The 17,791-nt window shown below is 47.2% G+C and carries 13 protein-coding genes and 1 pseudogene; 1 reads left to right on the forward strand and 13 read right to left on the reverse strand.

Features of this window, described 5'->3' with window-relative positions; all coding sequences use genetic code 11:
* Nucleotides 1-738 precede the first annotated feature (738 nt).
* The 8 genes from Y696_RS01175 to Y696_RS01210 form a co-directional block, all read right to left on the reverse strand.
* Complete coding sequence (locus Y696_RS01175; protein ID WP_121509623.1) at nt 739-3,459, reverse strand: cation-translocating P-type ATPase; 2,721 nt, start codon at nt 3,457-3,459, stop codon at nt 739-741.
* A 1,167-nt stretch (nt 3,460-4,626) separates the two neighbouring features.
* Entirely contained in the window at nt 4,627-6,297 is a 1,671-nt protein-coding gene (locus Y696_RS01180; protein ID WP_121509624.1) for a putative ABC transporter permease subunit, read from the reverse strand.
* Nucleotides 6,254-7,012, reverse strand: a complete 759-nt coding sequence (locus Y696_RS01185) for an ABC transporter ATP-binding protein (protein WP_014730087.1) — start codon at nt 7,010-7,012, stop codon at nt 6,254-6,256. The genes Y696_RS01180 and Y696_RS01185 overlap by 44 nt, the downstream gene beginning before the upstream one ends.
* Before the next feature lie 18 nt (nt 7,013-7,030).
* On the reverse strand, nt 7,031-7,903 hold the full coding sequence (locus tag Y696_RS01190) for an ABC transporter ATP-binding protein (protein WP_014730088.1): 873 nt from the start codon (nt 7,901-7,903) through the stop codon (nt 7,031-7,033).
* Entirely contained in the window at nt 7,885-8,259 is a 375-nt protein-coding gene (locus Y696_RS01195) for a GntR family transcriptional regulator (protein WP_014730089.1), read from the reverse strand. Before Y696_RS01195 ends, Y696_RS01190 begins: the two co-directional genes overlap by 19 nt.
* Before the next feature lie 134 nt (nt 8,260-8,393).
* The gene (locus Y696_RS01200) at nt 8,394-10,007 is read right to left on the reverse strand and encodes a DUF3887 domain-containing protein (protein ID WP_014730090.1); all 1,614 of its coding nucleotides are present in this window, start codon (nt 10,005-10,007) and stop codon (nt 8,394-8,396) included.
* A gap of 1,345 nt (nt 10,008-11,352) precedes the next feature.
* Nucleotides 11,353-12,123 (reverse strand): ABC transporter permease subunit, encoded by a 771-nt coding sequence (locus Y696_RS01205; RefSeq protein WP_014730091.1) that lies wholly within the window; start codon nt 12,121-12,123, stop codon nt 11,353-11,355.
* Nucleotides 12,113-12,967, reverse strand: coding sequence for an ABC transporter ATP-binding protein (locus Y696_RS01210; RefSeq protein WP_121509625.1), 855 nt, complete (start codon nt 12,965-12,967; stop codon nt 12,113-12,115). Before Y696_RS01210 ends, Y696_RS01205 begins: the two co-directional genes overlap by 11 nt.
* Nucleotides 12,968-13,097: 130 nt before the next feature.
* Between Y696_RS01210 and Y696_RS01215 the strand changes: the two genes are divergently transcribed.
* Nucleotides 13,098-14,195 (forward strand): choloylglycine hydrolase family protein, encoded by a 1,098-nt coding sequence (locus Y696_RS01215; RefSeq protein ID WP_259459821.1) that lies wholly within the window; start codon nt 13,098-13,100, stop codon nt 14,193-14,195.
* A gap of 994 nt (nt 14,196-15,189) precedes the next feature.
* On the opposite strand, the gene Y696_RS01220 is transcribed toward Y696_RS01215, so the two are convergent.
* The 5 genes and pseudogenes from Y696_RS01220 to Y696_RS14170 all read right to left on the reverse strand — a co-directional run.
* Entirely contained in the window at nt 15,190-15,441 is a 252-nt protein-coding gene (locus tag Y696_RS01220; protein WP_121509626.1) for a DUF2442 domain-containing protein, read from the reverse strand.
* Between the two features lie 13 nt (nt 15,442-15,454).
* A pseudogene (locus tag Y696_RS01225) lies at nt 15,455-15,720 on the reverse strand (DUF4160 domain-containing protein).
* Between the two features lie 1,013 nt (nt 15,721-16,733).
* Nucleotides 16,734-17,111 (reverse strand): nucleotidyltransferase domain-containing protein, encoded by a 378-nt coding sequence (locus Y696_RS01240; protein WP_121509629.1) that lies wholly within the window; start codon nt 17,109-17,111, stop codon nt 16,734-16,736.
* Nucleotides 17,050-17,457 (reverse strand): HEPN domain-containing protein, encoded by a 408-nt coding sequence (locus Y696_RS01245; RefSeq protein WP_121509630.1) that lies wholly within the window; start codon nt 17,455-17,457, stop codon nt 17,050-17,052. The genes Y696_RS01240 and Y696_RS01245 overlap by 62 nt, the downstream gene beginning before the upstream one ends.
* A 151-nt stretch (nt 17,458-17,608) precedes the next feature.
* Nucleotides 17,609-17,791: hypothetical protein (locus tag Y696_RS14170; protein WP_220668783.1), on the reverse strand; the 183-nt coding region annotated here is incomplete at its 5' end.

The raw sequence follows: 17,791 nt of genomic DNA on the forward strand, positions 1-17,791 counted from the left end.
TGACAGAAAACACCTTTTCGGTTGATCCCATCGAAGGGAATAGATGTTGAAAAGAGTTAATGATGGTATTGATAGCGGGTCTAGAGTCTGGGGTCTAGGGTCTGGCAAACGAAAGGGCCCTAAACCATTGGCAATTATCAATACTAATGAATACGTAATCAAGGAGCTTATACGGGATCTGGTTTTCTATCCTGTCCAAGGATGGGTTTTGCTAAGCATGACCGATTGTCAAGCTCAGCAATCAGTGGATTTCTGTACTTAATCGTGCAGCGTCTCTTTCGAAGGACGGCTCTTTGTAGCGGTCAGCGGGTTCTCCGCTTTTAAGCTTGCAGCGGCTCTTCTCCCGCGAAGCGGAACTGGCTTCAAAATCGCCTCCTGCCGAAGGCAGCATTGCGACCTGGGCTGTTCTTGCCCAGCCTTGCGTCTTATTCCGTTCTTTCCGACCCCCTAGCGCTATCCCCGACCACTTCTTCAGAAGTGCAGATCCCGAAACGAGTTAGGGATTACAGTCCTTTGCATCATTCTGGCACGCTTCTGGCCAGAATTCGGTTCGTTAAACTACTGAAGAGGACGATCGCTATCCTTGGGAAGACTGATCCTCAATAGCGGGCGTGCCGCCGCACGCCCCTACATCCGTTTCGATCGAATTTATTTGCACATGCAACTCACAACTTGCATCTTGGCACTTGCAACTGATCTATTTCGGATAACGGCGAACCTTCTACGGACAACCACTGTCTATTGCCTTTTTCTTGTAACCAGCTTCTTGATTTCGTATATCCAGAGGATCGCGCTACCGAGGGCTAACGAAAGCAGCAGATCCCATATTCTCAGAGCCTGTGTGGAGAAGAGCCCCTGCATAAAGGGTACATATATAACGGCCAGCTGAAGCCCGAAGCTCGCCAGTATTGCGTACATTAGAGAAGGATTCTCTTTGAACGGTGCGTTGAAGATCGATTTCGTTCTTGATCTCACAGACAGTGCAAAGAAGAGTTGAGAGAAAACCAGTGTTGAAAAAAGCATCGTTCTCCACGGCCCGTTGGTATCGTTCATCCAGTAAACCAACCCAACGCCAAGAGAGAAGGCGGAGAGTAGTAGCCCGATAAGGATTACATTCCATCTTCCATTTGCCAGGACGTGTTCCTTCGTCGGGTTGGGTGGACGCTTCATTATATCCTTTTCCGGTGGTTCAACTGCGAGCGCCAATGCGGGGACTCCGTCCGTGACCAGGTTGAGCCAGAGTATCTGAAGGGGCGCCAGGGGGAGCGAGATACCAAAGAATGGTCCGAGAAGCATTATCCATATCTCTCCGAAGTTCGACGCCAGGATGTACCTTATGAACTTGTGTATGTTGTCGAAGATTGTCCTTCCTTCACAAATGGCCGAGACGATCGTGGTGAAGTTATCGTCGATGAGAACCATATCAGCGACTTCCTTTGTTACGTCAGTCCCTGTTATGCCCATAGCGATCCCTATGTCGGCCTGTTTGAGAGCGGGGGCGTCATTAACGCCATCACCCGTCATGGCGACGACATTTCCCTGTCTCTGAAGAGAGTCGACGATCTTCAGCTTGTGTTCCGGTGCGACTCTGGCATATACCGAGGTCTCTGAGGTAACTCTGTCGAGTTCCTCCTCCGTAAGGTTTTCGATTTCTCGACCCATCTTGACGTTCGACTTGTCGTCAACTATGGTGAGGCTCTCTGCTATATAACCGGCTGTCAGGGGATGGTCACCCGTAATCATAATCGGCCTTATACCTGCTTCACGGGCGGTCATTATCGATTCTTTGACGCCTTCTCTTGCGGGATCCATCATTCCAAATATACCGGTGAAAATGAGATTTCTCTCTTCGACCTTTTTGTCTTCGACTTCAGAGGAGTTTACGGGCCTGAAGGCTACTCCAAGAACCCTCATTCCATTCGCCGCGAGGTTGTTGTTTGTCTCTATGATTCTTTTTCTCCAATCATCGCCTATCTCATGTATCTCGTCACCTTCAAGTACTCTGTCACAGACTTCAACGAGAGAATCGACGGCTCCCTTGGTAAATGCAACATATTTGTCGACTGCGTTTTCTCGAAGGTGTTCTGGAACGTCTGCAGGAATCTTGCCCTTTGGATTCTCCCTGATCTCGTGGATAGTTGTCATCCTCTTTCGTTCCGAATCGAAAGGGATCTCCAGGATCCTGGGCATAGCCTGTTCGAGGTCGCTTTTCTCGATGCCGACTCTGTAAGCCGCATATACTAGCGCTCCCTCTGTGGGATCTCCGATCACATCTACCTGCTGCTTTTTGTGGACGGGAGGTTTGATCTCGGCATCGTTGCATAGCGCGGCCGCCGTAAGCATTATTTCAAATGATTTATTGTCATCTTCGGGAAGTGCCTCGGGATCCGGTTCATTTTCTTTTCCAAAGTCCAGTGTGCGTCCGGCCATCTCTACGACTGTCACTTTCATTCTGTTTTCGGTAATCGTTCCCGTTTTGTCGGAACAGATTACGGTAACGGAACCAAGCGTCTCGACGGCCATCAGTTTCCGTACGAGAGCGTTCTTCTTCAACATCCGTTGGGCGCCTAAAGCCAACGCAATAGTGACAACCGTGGGAAGACCTTCTGGAACTGCGGCCACTGCGAAGGAGACAGCAGTCATGAACATAAGCTCGAGATCTTCACCCCTCAACAAGCCCATCACGAAGATCACGGCTACTATTCCAAGCGCGATCAAGGCAAGAATCTTGCCTAGCTGGTCGATATTCTTCTGCAAGGGGGTCTGAGTTTCGGCAGTATCTTGAAGCATTGTCGCGATCTTCCCAAGTTCGGTTTCCATTCCTGTGGCAGTCACTATTCCGACTCCGCGGCCGTATGTGACAACCGTTCCGGAATACGCCATGTTTTTGCGGTCGCCGAGAGAGGGGTTCTCTTCTTCAATGGGTTTCGTGGTCTTTTCCACAGCCTCGGATTCGCCGGTGAGGGCTGACTCCTGAATCTTCAGATTGGTTGACTCGACGAGTCTCATATCTGCCGGCACGATATTTCCGGCCTCTAGTATAACTACATCTCCTGGTACGATCTCCGTTGAGTTTACTTCCACAATCTGCCCATCCCGTCTTACCTTCACTCTGGGCACGGACATCTTCTTCAATGCGGCCATTGCTTTTTCGGCTCTGTATTCTTGAGTGAACCCCAGGATGGTGTTAAGGGCTACAATTGCTAGAATTACTATCGTATCCCTTAATTCACCGACGAAAGCCGTGATCACCGAAGCAACAATCAGGATTATTACCATCACAGACTTCAGCTGTGAAAGAAGAATCTTCCAAGCGCTGCGCCTGTTCTTCTCTGTAAGCTCGTTCAAGCCATACTGGTCGATTCTCTCCTTCGCCTTTGCCCCGGAGAGACCCTCGTTTGAGCTTGAGCCTAGTTCCTTTATGACTTCTTCGATTGTTTTCTGATGGTATTTCGCCATGCTTCAACCTCCGTTTAATAGAACAGTTGCACAGTTCGTCTAATTTAAGTTCGAGTATTTAAGTCTAGATCCCGAAACAAGTTTGGGATGACAGTGTTAGGTAATTGCGAAAACGGCACTTACAATCATGCTAAAAGAACCGTCCCTCGTCCTTCGTCCAGGATCGTGGACCCGTCCTTCGATTGGATCGGAGAGCAGATCCAGTATGGAGTCCTTGATGATTGTTCATTGGCATTGATAATCGGTAATGGTTCAGAGCCGCTTCAGTTTGCCAGACCCTAGACCCAAGACCCGAGACCCGCTATCAATTCCGTCATTCTGAACTTGTTTCAGCATCCCGACGGGCTTTCCGAAAACGTCACATAGCGTCATTCTGAACTTGATTCAGAATCTCGATGCTCTCTTGTTGAATGTCAGTAACGAGCTTACTTCATTGCCATTAGAAAAAGGTCTTCTTTCTTCTTCTTGCAACTTGCATCTTGCAATCGTTCTTTTCTGAGAACGGAGAACCGCTCAACGGTCAACCAGTTTCTCTTGCTCTTACGAACTCGCTACCCGCTACCACCGACCATGGTTTGTCATAAGCCCAGATCCCGGATCAAGTCCGGGATGACAGTGTTACTTGATTGCGAAAACGTCACATCATGTCATCTGAACTTGTTTCAGCATCCCTATCCCAGATTGTGGTCCCACCAAACCTTGTATTCCAAAGATTACAATCGTTTTTTTGGCTTTTGTTCTTGCAACTTGGAACTTGCATCTTGGAACTGATCCTTTACCCTTACGAACCCCCGACCTGCTACCACCGACCACGGTTCATCGAAAGCCTAGATCCTGAACAGGAGCGCTTCAGGATGACAAAGTAAGTTGGTTCTGATCAGATTCCTTTAATCTCCATTCTTCTCACAACTCACAATTTGGAACGCTGAACTAATTATTTGCTCCTGACCAACCCCCGACCTCCGACCATCTACCACGGTCTTACAACTCACAACTTGGAACTGCTCTTCTCAACGCACGAGTTATCTCAAAAGCGAAAATTGGCTCTTTCCCCGCGAAGCGGGCACTGCGTCCTGGTGCGATCTTTGCCAGCATTGCGACCTGGGATGTTCTTCCCAGCCTTGCGTCCGCCGATGCTTTTCGGCGCCTTGCGTCAACCACGGTCTTTCACAAATCTCTAGCAAAGAGTCTGTTCGCTTTCTTGATAAGTATAGGCCACGTGAATACAATACCAACTAAAGCGATCGCGGTCAATATGATAGTCATAATTGTCCCGGATATGTTGTCCTTAAGTAAGAACGCGAGATATCCAAGACCGCCCACGTAACCAAAGACGACCGGAATCGAAAGCGCGACGTTAACGTTCTGCTTCATGGCTCTCTGAGGGTTCTCCCATTCAAGGATCGGCTTTATCGAGTCGATTATCATTTGTAGAATGTTCAAGAATGTGAGAGTCAATCCTCCGACAACAAATACAACTAACGCCTCTATGAAAGACAGACCAAGGATCAGACTAAGAGCGACTGCGCCGAATGCCGGGCCTATCAAACTAAGCGTCTCGATATGAAGAAATTTGACTTTCACGATTTCATTTACGTCAACGGGAAGAACCTTCAGTTCCCTGATCAAATCTCCTTCTCTGCTAAACATAGAGGAGGCAAGTCCATTTATTCCTCCCGCAACGGCTGCGACCAGTGCGCCGACTGGGACAAAGACTGGCTTGTACTGCTGAAACTGGTCCAGCATCTGACCTAACTGATCGGTTTGTCCGGCAACAGCCGCTATGACCAGCAGAATTGGGAACACCAGTACATTTCCGAATCCGTTGAAGGCGAATGCAGGGACCTTCAGGAAGTACCACCATTCTCTTTTATAGAGAGCAGAGAACTTTGTCTGTTGTAAGCCCATCAGCCAGGCTATCTCCCCTTCTTCAAGTTTCGACCGTTTGGCAAAATTCTCTTGGAGGCTCGAATAGACCGAGTAGTAAAATTTGTGACCAAAGAAGAGAAAGATTCCGAGAGCGGCAGCGTGCAGGCCAATGAAGGCAAGCAACCACAGTAAACCCTCTAAGAAGGGTTTGCTCAGGGCCTTCGTAACGAGTATAGTCGGCGGATATGCCCCGGCCGTCTTGTTTAGTATTGCATCTTCGCTCGAGAATATTCTCGCGAACTCCTCTGCGCTCATGTTCGGGTCAACCCTGCTGGTAAGGGAAACGAAAACAAGGAAGCCTAAAACTACGAGCGCGCTTATCAGATAGACGATGCTGTCTCTGTATCTCTTGAAGCGGAAGAGTCTCGAAAGCGGCAGAACGATTATCGCCGAGAGCATTATGGGCAATACCTGACTGAGTAGAAAGATTATCGCCATGAATATCCAGTATGAAATACCGGCTCCAGATCTGATCCCGTAGAGAATGTAGGCAGGAAGAATGACCGCGATCGAAATTACCATGAGATCCACAAGCACAACCAGGAACTTCGACATCAGTACCTCGGTTGACTTTAAGGGCAGGGGTATCAGGACGCTCATGTCATCCCCGAAGAAAAAAGTGCTTATCATAAGGAAGACTCCCATGATCAGCCCGAATAGATTCGCTATGAGAAACGGTCCTGCCAGAAAGAGCTGCCTCATTCCAGCAGCTTCATACTGATCGTACATAGTGTTCAGCAGACTCATGTAAAGAGGCCCAAGAGAAAAGACCATCAAGAGTACCACGCCTATTATTAATGCCGGTTCCCAGAGTCTTTCTCTTTTCTTGAAATGATAGAGAGATCTGGGTATGTTGTAGTGAGCGTTAATCAGCGTCGAGGTAAGCGAAATCACCATTTTCGGTCTCACTACCCGTCACCTCCAGGAAGAGTTCTTCAAGGCTCCCCTGGCCTCGGAGCTTCCTAAGCTCTTCAACGGTGCCTACAAACTCAAGCTTTCCTTTGTTTATTATCCCTATCCTGTCGCAAATTCTTTCTGCCACTTCCATGACATGAGTGGAGAAGAATACCGTATTTCCTGCCTTCACGTGGTTTCTCATCATTTGTTTTAGAATGAATGCCGATTCCGGATCGAGGCCGACTATCGGTTCGTCCAGTATCCAGAGATCGGGATTATGGATCAATGCGGCAATTAGCGAAAGTTTCTGTTTCATCCCATGGGAGTAGGTGGATACTGGATCTTTGATTGCATCTGAGAGCTTGAAATTCTGCAGAAGCTTAGACGCCCTCTCGGCACGGGTCTTTGGTGGGACTTGAAACACATCTGAGATAAGGTTCAGATACTGAACACCCGTAATCTTGTCCATTACAAGTGGTTCATCTGCAACATAGCCTATCTTGGATTTTGCTTCAACAGGGTGAGCGACCACATCTATATCGTCTACTGAAATACTTCCTGATGTTGGCTGCAACAACCCGACGATCATCTTGATTGTCGTAGTCTTTCCGGCGCCGTTGGGCCCCAGGAAGCCAAAAATCTCCCCTTTGTTAACCGTCAATGAAATGCTGTCAACAGCCTTGACGCTTCCGCTGTAAATCTTTGTCAAATCTCTTATCTCAATCACTTTCCAAACCTCCTGTCCTCACAGGGCATTGCCATTTTCGCTCCTTACGAGGATCTGAAAAAACTCTTCCAGATCAGGGATTGAAATGGCAGCTTCATCGTTCTTGTAGTATTCTTCGGTTGCTTCCGAGTATTCAACTATCATAGATAGCCTGTTTATCTCTTTTGCCACAGCGAGACATCTTTCGGAACTCGGTTTTGTTTTGTCCTTCAGCGGCATTTTAATTATTCTGTACTTCTCTTTGATCCCATCAAGATTACCAGTGTACTTTATCTTTCCACTAACCATGATCGAGAACTCATCGGCTATCTTTTCGACCTCTGGAATGACATGGGATGTGTAGATAACTGTCTTTCCGAGGATCACTTTCTCCCTTATCAGTTCAAGCGTATCGTCTCTCATTATTGGATCGAGGCCCCATGTCGGCTCGTCGAGGATGTATAGATCCGCATCTGTCGATAGAGCAACAGCGAGATAAAGAGCCGTCCTCATACCATTTGAAAACGTTCTGATCTTCTTCCTGTAGGGCAGCTTGTAGTTCTCAATCAGTTCTCGAGCCTGTTTTTCGTTGAATCTCGGAGAGATTCTGCTGCTCAGTCTAAGTGTTGATTCTATATCGAGGTTCTCGTAAAGATTCTTCTCCTCCGGAACGAACGAGATTCGCTCTCTGACTTCCTCTATTGGTCTGCCAAAAACCTCAACTGAGCCGGAATACTTTACCAGGCCGAGTATAGATTTCAAAACGGTGGTCTTTCCCGCTCCGTTTGGACCTAGCAGGGCATATATTCGCTGGTTTTCAACATCTACATCTATTCCGCGGACAGCCTTCACATTTCCACTGTAAGTTTTTTGGAGATTTCTGATTCTTAGAGTCAATTGATCTCTTTCCATATCTTCTCAATCACCTCCAGGAGCCTCTCCAGAGAGATTCCCGATTTCTTCATGCGTAGTAGGGGCTCCCTTAGTTCAGCAGAGAGATTTTCAAAGACAGAGTCTCTGACCTGATCTCTGTTACTGACTACTATATACCCCAATCCCTGTCTCGCCATGATTATGCCTTCCATTTCTAGTTCCCTGTAGGCCCTGGCGACAGTGTTGGGATTCACCCTTATTTGGGAGGCCATTTCACGGATTGAGGGAAGAGTATCCCCTTCCTTAAGTCTCTCCTTAAGGATCTCTTCCCTCACCCCCCTCTTGATTTGATCATATATTGGTAACGGGGACCTTATGTCGATGTCAAACCACACATTATCACCTTCTGTATTGCCTCAGCCATGTTAGTGACGCTTCTCGGTGAACGGAGAACCTTTCAACGGCAAACCTCTTTCTCTTGCTCTTACGAACCCCCTACCTGCTGTTACCGACCACGTTTTCTGAAAAGTCACTCCAACTCCTTAATCCATTCGACAATCAGGTCAATCAATTCAGCGGAGACATAACCTGGCCTGTTATATTCTTCAACGCTCTTTATCTTTCCGTTTGTTTCCATGAAGAGATGATTCAAGCCTTCAAGCAATTCGAGTGTGACATTGGGCCTGTCTCCAAGTTCCTCGACAAAGATGTCGAAGTAGTGTTTGGGGCTCTGAAAATCCAGTTCGGCATTTGCAATCAATACAGGTAGCTCAGTTTTCTCCAGTACAGGCATACAGAAATATCTGTCGAGGCTGTAGTAGTATGCTGCTGTAAGCCCTGGGGATAGCTCCGTTTCTTCAGGGATTTCTCCATTCAGTAACTGAGTGAAGAACTCGATTGTCTGAGCTTTCTGTTCTTCCGTCATTTGATCGCCGGCTAGATCGAGATTCTGATCCAAACTTATTTGAGCGAGTTTGACTGGAGAACCGGCAAGAACTACGACACCATCGACTCCAGCCTCTTCAGCAATCCATGGAGCGACCATTCCACCCATAGAATGTCCGACGAGGTAAATCCCGCTGAACTGGGGAATTGACTTCATCTGTTCGATGACGACCAGAGCGTCGTCCACGTATTCCGCTTCGGCAGTGGTTCCGATTTCATCCATTTTATCCGGGTAGACCAGGTACTTCTTCGGATATCTAAGCGTCGCAATTCCCTTCGATGCAAGTCCCACTGCGATGTCTCTGTAAGGCTTGTTCGGGCCCAAAGTTCCATCGATGTCGAGTGTTCCCGATCCCTGCAATATGATCACCAACGGGTATGATTCCAGACCATTAGGGACCATAAGTTTTGCAGGAAGATAGTATGGTTCCTTGCCTACGGTGATATCTTGTTCCGTGTAGGCTGAAGGGTCGGCATAATCGGGTAACTCCCTTTCAGAATATGCTGATTGACGGAAATAGAACCCCGCCACCTTTTCGTCCTTATCGAGAGTGACTGTAATGTCAAAGATTCCATTTGCAAACCTGCATGCCAGAACAAAGGAGATCATTCCGTCACTCTTTGATGATTCCAGATTCAGGACTTCTTCGAACTCACCGGCCATGCTGACAATATTCGCATATGCCCCTTTTAAAGCCTCAGGGCTTAGACTTGCCTTAACCTGCTCGGTCTGAAGCTCGAAGATCTCTTCGAATTTTCCAGAGAAGAATCCATTTATATAGGTGTCGACTACTTCATTTCCGGTTTCAATCATTACTGTCTCCGTTTCGGGCTCCACGTAAGAAGATGGCCTAATGAAGAATCCTGCCACCTTTTCTTCGGCGTCCAGAGTAATTATCACATCGAATATTCCCGCCTTGAATTCGCAGGCAAATAAGTATGACACAAGATCGCCTTGAGGTACTTCGTTTATGTCTAGGACCCGGAGGAAGTCACCAACCTGCATCCGCAATTGCCCTCTGAGATTTCTCATGGCGGAAAGCGGTTGCGCCTTCTTCATCTCGGCATTCTGCAACTCATAAGCTTCGGGATATTTCCCGTTGAAGAAACTGTTGAAGTACTGTTCCGCTACATCAATCGAAGCGAAAGATAGAACCGATGCAATTAAAACCGTACTAACTAGAATCCTTCTAAACATTTTTCTTCCTCCTTAACAATTAGCTACAGTACGTTCTCTTTTAATGGTCAAGATCGATGTTTACCGCCAGTTCGGTGTTGACCGGCTCCCTTCACAGACAAAGAAGAGCAGATAGATGCTTTAAAGAGCCGTCCTTCGTTGATCATGTACACGCCCTTGGACTAGATCGAAAACCAGATCCCGGATCAAGTTCGGGATGACAGTGTTAGGTAATTACGATATCGTCATATCCCGTCAAGCAAAAAAAACCGTCCTTAGTCCAAGAGCATGGACCCGTCCTTCGAAAGAGCCGCTGTGCGCTTAAGAGCAAAAACCCGCTGACCGCTTTAAAGAAACCTCCCTTCGAGATCATGGACCCGTCCTTCGATTGGATCGGAGAGCAGATCCCGAAACAAGTTCGGGATGACGTCCTCACTAGCGCTGATAATTCTGAGCGGTTCAGGCTGCTTTTGTTCGCCAAACCCTAGACCCTAGACCCAATACCCGCTGTCATCTGAACTTGTTTCAACTTCTAAACGCCTTTCGCAAAAACGTCATATCGCGTCATGCTGAACTTGTTTCAGCATCTTGAGCTTCCTCATCGAGATCCCGGATCAAGTCCGGGATGACAGTGTTAGGTAATTACGATATCGTCATATCCCGTCAAGCAAAAAAACCGTCCTTAGTCCAAGAGCATGGACCCGTCCTTCGAAAGAGCCGCTGGGTGCTGCTGAAAAAACGTCCTTGGTTCTTCGTTCCGACGCTACGCGTCCAGGTTCTTGGTTCTTCGTCCGGGACCAGATCCCGAAACAAGTTCGGGATGACCCTTAACAGAGGTTCCAAACAGGAGCCTGAACAAGATTATTTCAGGACAGGCTCATTGGTATGACAACTAACGGTTATTGTGAAAAGGCTAGATTCTGTCATTCCAACAAAGCTCCTGGTCGGAATCTGGATGCTCTTGCTTCACAGCAATCCCCAGCGAACGGTGACCACTCTCTTGGTCTTCCTACCTCTGACCACTGACCTCTACCCTCGGTTTCCCCCTTCGACCCCCAGATCCTTAACAGGAGCGCTTCAGGATGACTAGATGAGTTGGTTCTGATCAGAGTGCTTCAGTTTGCCAGACCCTAGACCCAAGACCGGCTATCAATTCCGTCATTCTGAACTTGTTTCAGCATCTTGAGCTTCCTCTTTCTCAGATCTTGGCTTTAGAGAACTACGGATCATTGACCTTCAACTCCGTGACTTCACAGCGCCTGGCAAACAGCAATAGTTAGTTTCACTCGCGAAGAGTTCATCTCCTGTGTTTGTGTAGCTGGTTTGCTATTCTCCGTTCTTCATTCTGCCAGGAACGGTATGTTTCTCATACTTCTTTCTTTTCAAAGACCTTGTAATCAATTACGGTTAGCAGTACTGTCGCTGCCAGCAATGAGACTAGATAGATCCAGTCGATAGTTCCCTTCTGAGCCACACTCGATCCCAGTATAAAAGGATAGGGATTCAGCCAGGAGAGTGCGTCAATCATGCCGAGTATTGGCAATCCTAGGACTATCAATATTCCGGCGACAACTGGTTTAACCTGATCTCTACTCATTATAGAAATCATTGTAAATAATGAGTAGAAAAATGAGGCTCCCACCAGCTGTTGGAGCAGCACCTTCAGTGTATCGCCAAACGCCGTGCTGTAACCGGCGAGATTCATCGCTATTGGACCGAGCAAGGACAGGACAGTGGTTATTATCAGTAAGGCTCCGAGCCCCGCCAGATACTTCGTCCTGAAAACTTCGTTCCTATTCTTTCTAGAAAGCAGGAAGTAGATCGTCTTCTTGTCGAATTCCTTAGCAAATATGGGGAAGGCGATTAGCAGAACGACGAAGGGAAGGAACTGCCCGTAGTTCTTTCCGTGCCACTGACTCAACAGATAGTAGTTGTCGTCATTAAGTCTCGTGAGACCGGAAACGTCACCCATAAGGCTCTTAAGAAAATCAGGCATCTCTTCGAGTTGAGCGGTCATTTCTTCCATCATCTGTGCTGCATAAGGTCTTAGAGCAACAGTTATTACCAATGAGACCAGCAAAACGATGAACATGATTATTACTCTCAATTTCATTTCATGAATTTCTTTATAGAACATGCTTATTCCCCCTTACTATAGTCCCGAAGAAGGATTCAAGATTAACCTCTTCTCTTTTTGATCCCTCTATCTCCTTCAGTCTCGCAATCTCTTTAGGGTTATCGGTGAGAACTTTCAATACATTTGCTTCTTTAACAACGGCAGTGAAGTCATTCTTATCGATTGCCGTTCTCAAAGGAAGAGAGTAAAGAGCAAACCTTCCGTCCAATCCCTTCATTTCTCCTGTGTAGAGAATTACGCCTTTGTACATGATCGAAAAGACATCGGCTATCTTCTCCACCTCCGGAATAATGTGTGAGGTGTAGAGAACTGTCTTCCCACTTTCTGACAACGAGCTTATCATCTCCAGCACTTCGTCTCTCCTCAAAGGATCGAGGCCCCAGGTTGGTTCGTCGAAGATGAAGATATCGGCATCCTGAGCCATTGCGATTGCCAGATAAGTAGATGTCTTCATGCCGTGAGAAAAAGCAGATATCTTCTTATTCATCGGTAGATCAAAGTCCTTCATCTGTTTAGCGGCCTTTTCTGCGGAGAAATTGCTCATGAGCATTGAACACATCTTAATTGCCTTTTCCGGAGTCAGGCTGTCATAGAAGCTTTTGTCTTCTGGGACGAATGATATTCTCTCCCGGGCGACATCGATTGTCTCTCCAAGGATCGTTATCTCTCCTGAATAATGAACAAGGCCAAGAATTGATTTTAGAGTTGTGGTCTTTCCGGCACCGTTAGGTCCCAGGAGAGCGTTGACTTTTCCTGGTACAAGGGAGAGATTTATCCCTTTTACAGCCTCGAAATTTCCGTAGGTCTTTCTGAGGTTCTTAACTTTGATCGCTTCGTCTAACATAGAATTCACCCCTCACTGACTATCTGAACTGTACTATATCAACTAGCACAGTTGGTTGTCAATGGGGGTGCGCTGAATTTTTTTGTTTTTTCCAATCATTCTTCAATATAGAAGTCAGAAAGTGCCCCTAATGTATATATTGCTGTCTTTAGAGAAGCGAGAGATTAGGCCATCAAAACACAGAAAGGGAATGTTTGCAACGAAGAGACTTCCAATGTGCGTTCTTTTCTTCGTCTTGCTAACTGTCGCTTCGATCGGGTGCACCGGGTTCAGAGTGATTTCGAAAGATGGTGCTATTGTTGCTGCAAGGACTCTCCAGTTCGAATTCGATCTTGGAAGCAAGATTGTCGTTGCACCCAGAGACACTTTTATGACTGCACTTACGACGGGTTGGGAGGGCCTGAGCTGGAACGTGAAGTACGGTTACGTTGGGGCCAACTCCCTTGGTATGGATCTGGTTGCAGATGGAATAAACCAAGTCGGTCTCGCGTGCGGAGGATTCTACTTTACGGGCTGTGCCGGGCATCAGCCGCTCGAAAAAGACCTCTACAAGTCAACCATATCTCATTATGATGTGATAGGCTGGATCCTTGAAAACTTCGCAACGGTGGAAGAAGTAAAATCGGCGCTAGATGATATCCGGGTGTACGGGCTTACCATTATGATAACGGAGTCTACTATGATGCCCCTTCACTATATTGTCTATGATGCGCATGGCGGATGCATTGTAATAGAATACGTTGATGGTGAGCTGAACATTCATGAAAATCCGCTTGGAGTAATTACAAACAATCCCACATTCGACTGGCATCTTCAGAATCTCTCGAACTACGTAAACCTGACTCCCGCAAACATCAAGAGTTCAAAGTTAGGTGATTTTGAAATTAGGGCAACGGGAAATGGAACTGGATTGCTTGGGCTTCCTGGGGACAACACATCTCCAAGCCGATTTGTGAGGGCCGCCTTCTATTCTCACGGAGAAGTGAAACCGGCTAATGCTGAATCGGCCGTCACACTAGCATGGCATATCCTCAACGCTCAGGATATTCCTGAAGGCCTCGTAGTCAATGAAGAGCTCGGAATAGTAATTTCAAGAGACATAGCTTACTGGTCGGCAGTAACGGATTTGACCAACAGAGTCTACTATTACAGAACTTACGAGGACTTGAACATAAGAAAAGTAGAGCTTGATAGAATTGATTTCTCAAGCGGGAACAAAAAATTTTAGAATATGAGCCACGAACAGAATTACACAGATGTGACTGACGCAATCAAGTGAAAAAACAGTCGTGAAGATTTCGAAGGGTTCCGAGGTTATGTGAGAACAAATGCGAGAGAAACAGCCCGCTCGACTAGAAAACGCTGTACGCTGCTGAAGACAACGTTTCTGTCGACGATCTTCCGTCTCCCGCGAAGGACATCATCCTTCGATAAGATCAAAAACGAGATCCCGGGTCAAGCCCGGGATGACAGTGTTAGGTGATTACAAGAACGGCACACACCACAATTTTTAGAAAACCCATCCCTGGTCCATCGTCCAAGAGCATGGACCCGTCCTTCGAAAGAGCCGCTGTGCGCTTAAGAACAAAAACACGCTGGTCGCCGTAAAGAACCGTCCCTCGTCCTTCAAGATCGTGGACCCGTCCTTCGAAAGAGCCGCTGTGCGCTTAAGAGCAAAAACCCGCTGACCGCTTTAAAGAAACCTCCCTTCGAGATCATGGACCCGTCCTTCGATTGGATCGGAGAGCAGATCCCGAAACAAGTTCGGGATGACGTCCTCACTAGCGCTGATAATTCTGAGCGGTTCAGGCTGCTTTTGTTCGCCAAACCCTAGACCCTAGACCCAATACCCGCTGTCAATCCAGTCATCTGAACTTGTTTCAACTTCTAAACGCCTTTCGCGAAAACGTCACATCGCGTCATTCTGAACTTGATTCAGAATCACGATGCTCTTTTCAGCGTTCAGCGTGTCTTAGCAAGCGGGAAGTGGCTCTTCTCGGTGAACGGAGAACCGCTCAACGGCTAACCAGTTTCTCTTGCTCTTACAAACCCCCTACCTGCTACCACCGACCACGGTTTTCCGAAATGAATTCGGGATGGCGTAGTAAGGAGTTTGAGATGAACCGTTATTGGGGTAGCGAGTTTGTCAATTTTAGAAGGTTGCATCCCTCGATTTTTAACCTCAACTGGCGAATGACGATCGGGAAATCTTGATTAGCAGATCAGTGCGGGATCTTTGGTGCGGGTTTTGAATGCTCAAAAAGATATTCTGGGCAGATGTCCAGCCCATTACACCATTCTATTGTATCGAAAGCTATTCTGGCCGAGCAGAAGATCTTTGGATCTCTCAGTTCCGCGAATCTGCCCTTGTCAAGGATTCCTTCAAGATCTATTGTCCTTTCTTCTCCATTGTTAAATTCGAGAATGAATTCATATGGCCTGCAATGCTTTATGGACTTCACTCCAATGTTCATGTCAGTACCTCCATCATCTTAGAGGATCTACTTTGAATGGAAGTTCACCATTTGTTACAAGCTTCCAGTTGGCCATTAGCTCTTCAGAATGAAGCTCAACCCATGCCTGGACGAGCCTGAGTTTCTGTTGGGGATCTCACCGCTTAGGATTTCTCCATCAGGAATTGAGACAATCGCATTATCATCCTGATAGTAGACATGTATATGAGGAGGATTGTGTTCACCGGGGGAACAATACATTCTAACTATTATCCCGTAAAACATGCTTATCGTTGGCATCTATTCTTACCTCCTCTCCCATTAGTATTATACTAGATCAAATGAAACGGTCAAGGAATCGAGGTGGTTGCCGCACTACCAAGGATATCGGCAGAAGAAATATCTGAAATGAACATGCCTGGACGCAAGGGCCTCTTCGCTGGGAAAGACACGCTCTTCGCTTCAATCTTGAAAAACCATTGTTAGTTCTTTGGTCCAGGCAGGGAACCCGTCCCTCGTCCTTCGTTGTTTGTTAGAATAATAGAGGCAGGGGATGCAACATAAGTCCAGTCCTTCGAAAGAGCCGCTGTGCGCTTAAGAACAAAAACACGCTGGTCGCCGTAAAGAACCGTCCCTCGTCCTTCAAGATCGTGGACCCGTCCTTCGATTGGATCGGAGAGCAGATCACGAAACAAGTTCGGGATGACAGTATTACTGATTGCGAAAACCTCACATCGCGTCATCTGAACTTGATTCAGAATCACGATGCTCTTTTCAGCGTTCAGTGTGTCTTAGCAAGCGGGAAGCGGCTCTTCTCGACGAACGGAGAACCTTTCAACGGCAAACCTCTTTCTCTTGCTCTTACGAACCCCCTACCTGCTACCATCGACCACGGATCCCGAAACAAGTTCGGGATGACAGTGTTAGGTGATTACGAATATGTCACATCGTGTCTGAACTTGTTTCAGCATTCCGGCGGGCTTTCCGAAAACGTCACATCGCGTCATCTGAACTTGATTCAGAATCACGATGCTCTTTTCAGCGTCCAGCGTGTCTTAGCAAGCGGGAAGCGGCTCTTCTCGGCGAACGGGGAACCACTCAACGGCTAACCAGTTTCTCTTGAAATCAAGGAGCTGGGAGAGCGAACATCGGAATCGGGTTGGAAAGAGCGGGTTACAAATATCGGGAGGAGTAAGAGAAAGGGTAAGGTACTAAAGCATGCCATTTGAGTGGCCTATCTCACTTTGTCAACAAGCAGGGGTTCTAACTTCTACCGATAACATCGGTGAGATAGATCGAAGGAAAGATCCTTTCTACAAGTTCAATGAATCATCTTTCATGAAGATCCACTTGACTTCTTCTCCCAATCTTTTAATGAAGTAAGACAGTTCTTTGTTTAGTTCATTCCACTCGTGCAGAGTGTAGATCAGAAGATCGACCGGAACCGGTAACATTGCTAAATCCCATTCTGTTCCTCGCTTCCCAAAAGGAGCTTTGGAGTCTTTGACTATGACAATCAAATCAAGGTCGCTTCCCACTCCATTGTCGCCCCGAGCGTAGGAACCGAAGTAACCGATGCTGAGAATGTTGGAATCTCGCTTCAAGGTTTCTGACCACTTATCAAGTGAATCAATTACAGCCTCTTTGCTTGGCCATTTCATTATTGACGAATTCAACGATCTCACCGGCATATGCAATAGCCTCCTTACTTTGCTTGCTTCCGAAATACTCAAAAGGAGAGCCTTCGGGATGACCATTTGGATATCTCGCAGGTATGTATGAATTGTCAAGAATTCTTGCCTTATCCAATAACTCAGCGGGCAAGTCAATTCCCTCAGGGAGTTCTTGAATCAGTTTGCTTACCATGTGTCCCCACGCTTCCTGTCCCAAAGAAAGATGGAGAGCCTTTACGGCTTTTTCAGCAGCCTGCTGTGCCGCAAAGCATGCCCATTCGTGTTTGCCATTAACAGCAGACTCTCGAGCGTGTTCAAGATCTCTTTTTGCTTGACGTAACCAATCCTGGGATCTATCAGGCATGGATATCCCTCCCAATCGTGATTATAGCACTTATTAGAGAGAGGCTAGTAACCTTCGGTGGCCAGTCACACTGCATGCGGCCTGCGACAGCAGACTGGATCTTTTTCCCTCCTGCGAAGCAGCATCACTTCCCCGGACGTTTCTCCGGGCATCACTGCCTGGCGCATGCGAGCCTCACTTCCGGCGATGCTTTTCGCCGCATCACTTCTGTTCTTGCTCTCTTCTCCGAGGACGGAGAACCGCTCAACGGCCAACCAGTTTTACTTGCTCTTGCGAACCCCCGACCTGCTACCACCGACCACGGTTCTGTACCAAAACAAAAAGGAGAGTCAAA

The sequence above is a fragment of the Mesotoga sp. H07pep.5.4 genome, assembly GCF_003664935.1.
GTDB lineage: Bacteria > Thermotogota > Thermotogae > Petrotogales > Kosmotogaceae > Mesotoga > Mesotoga prima.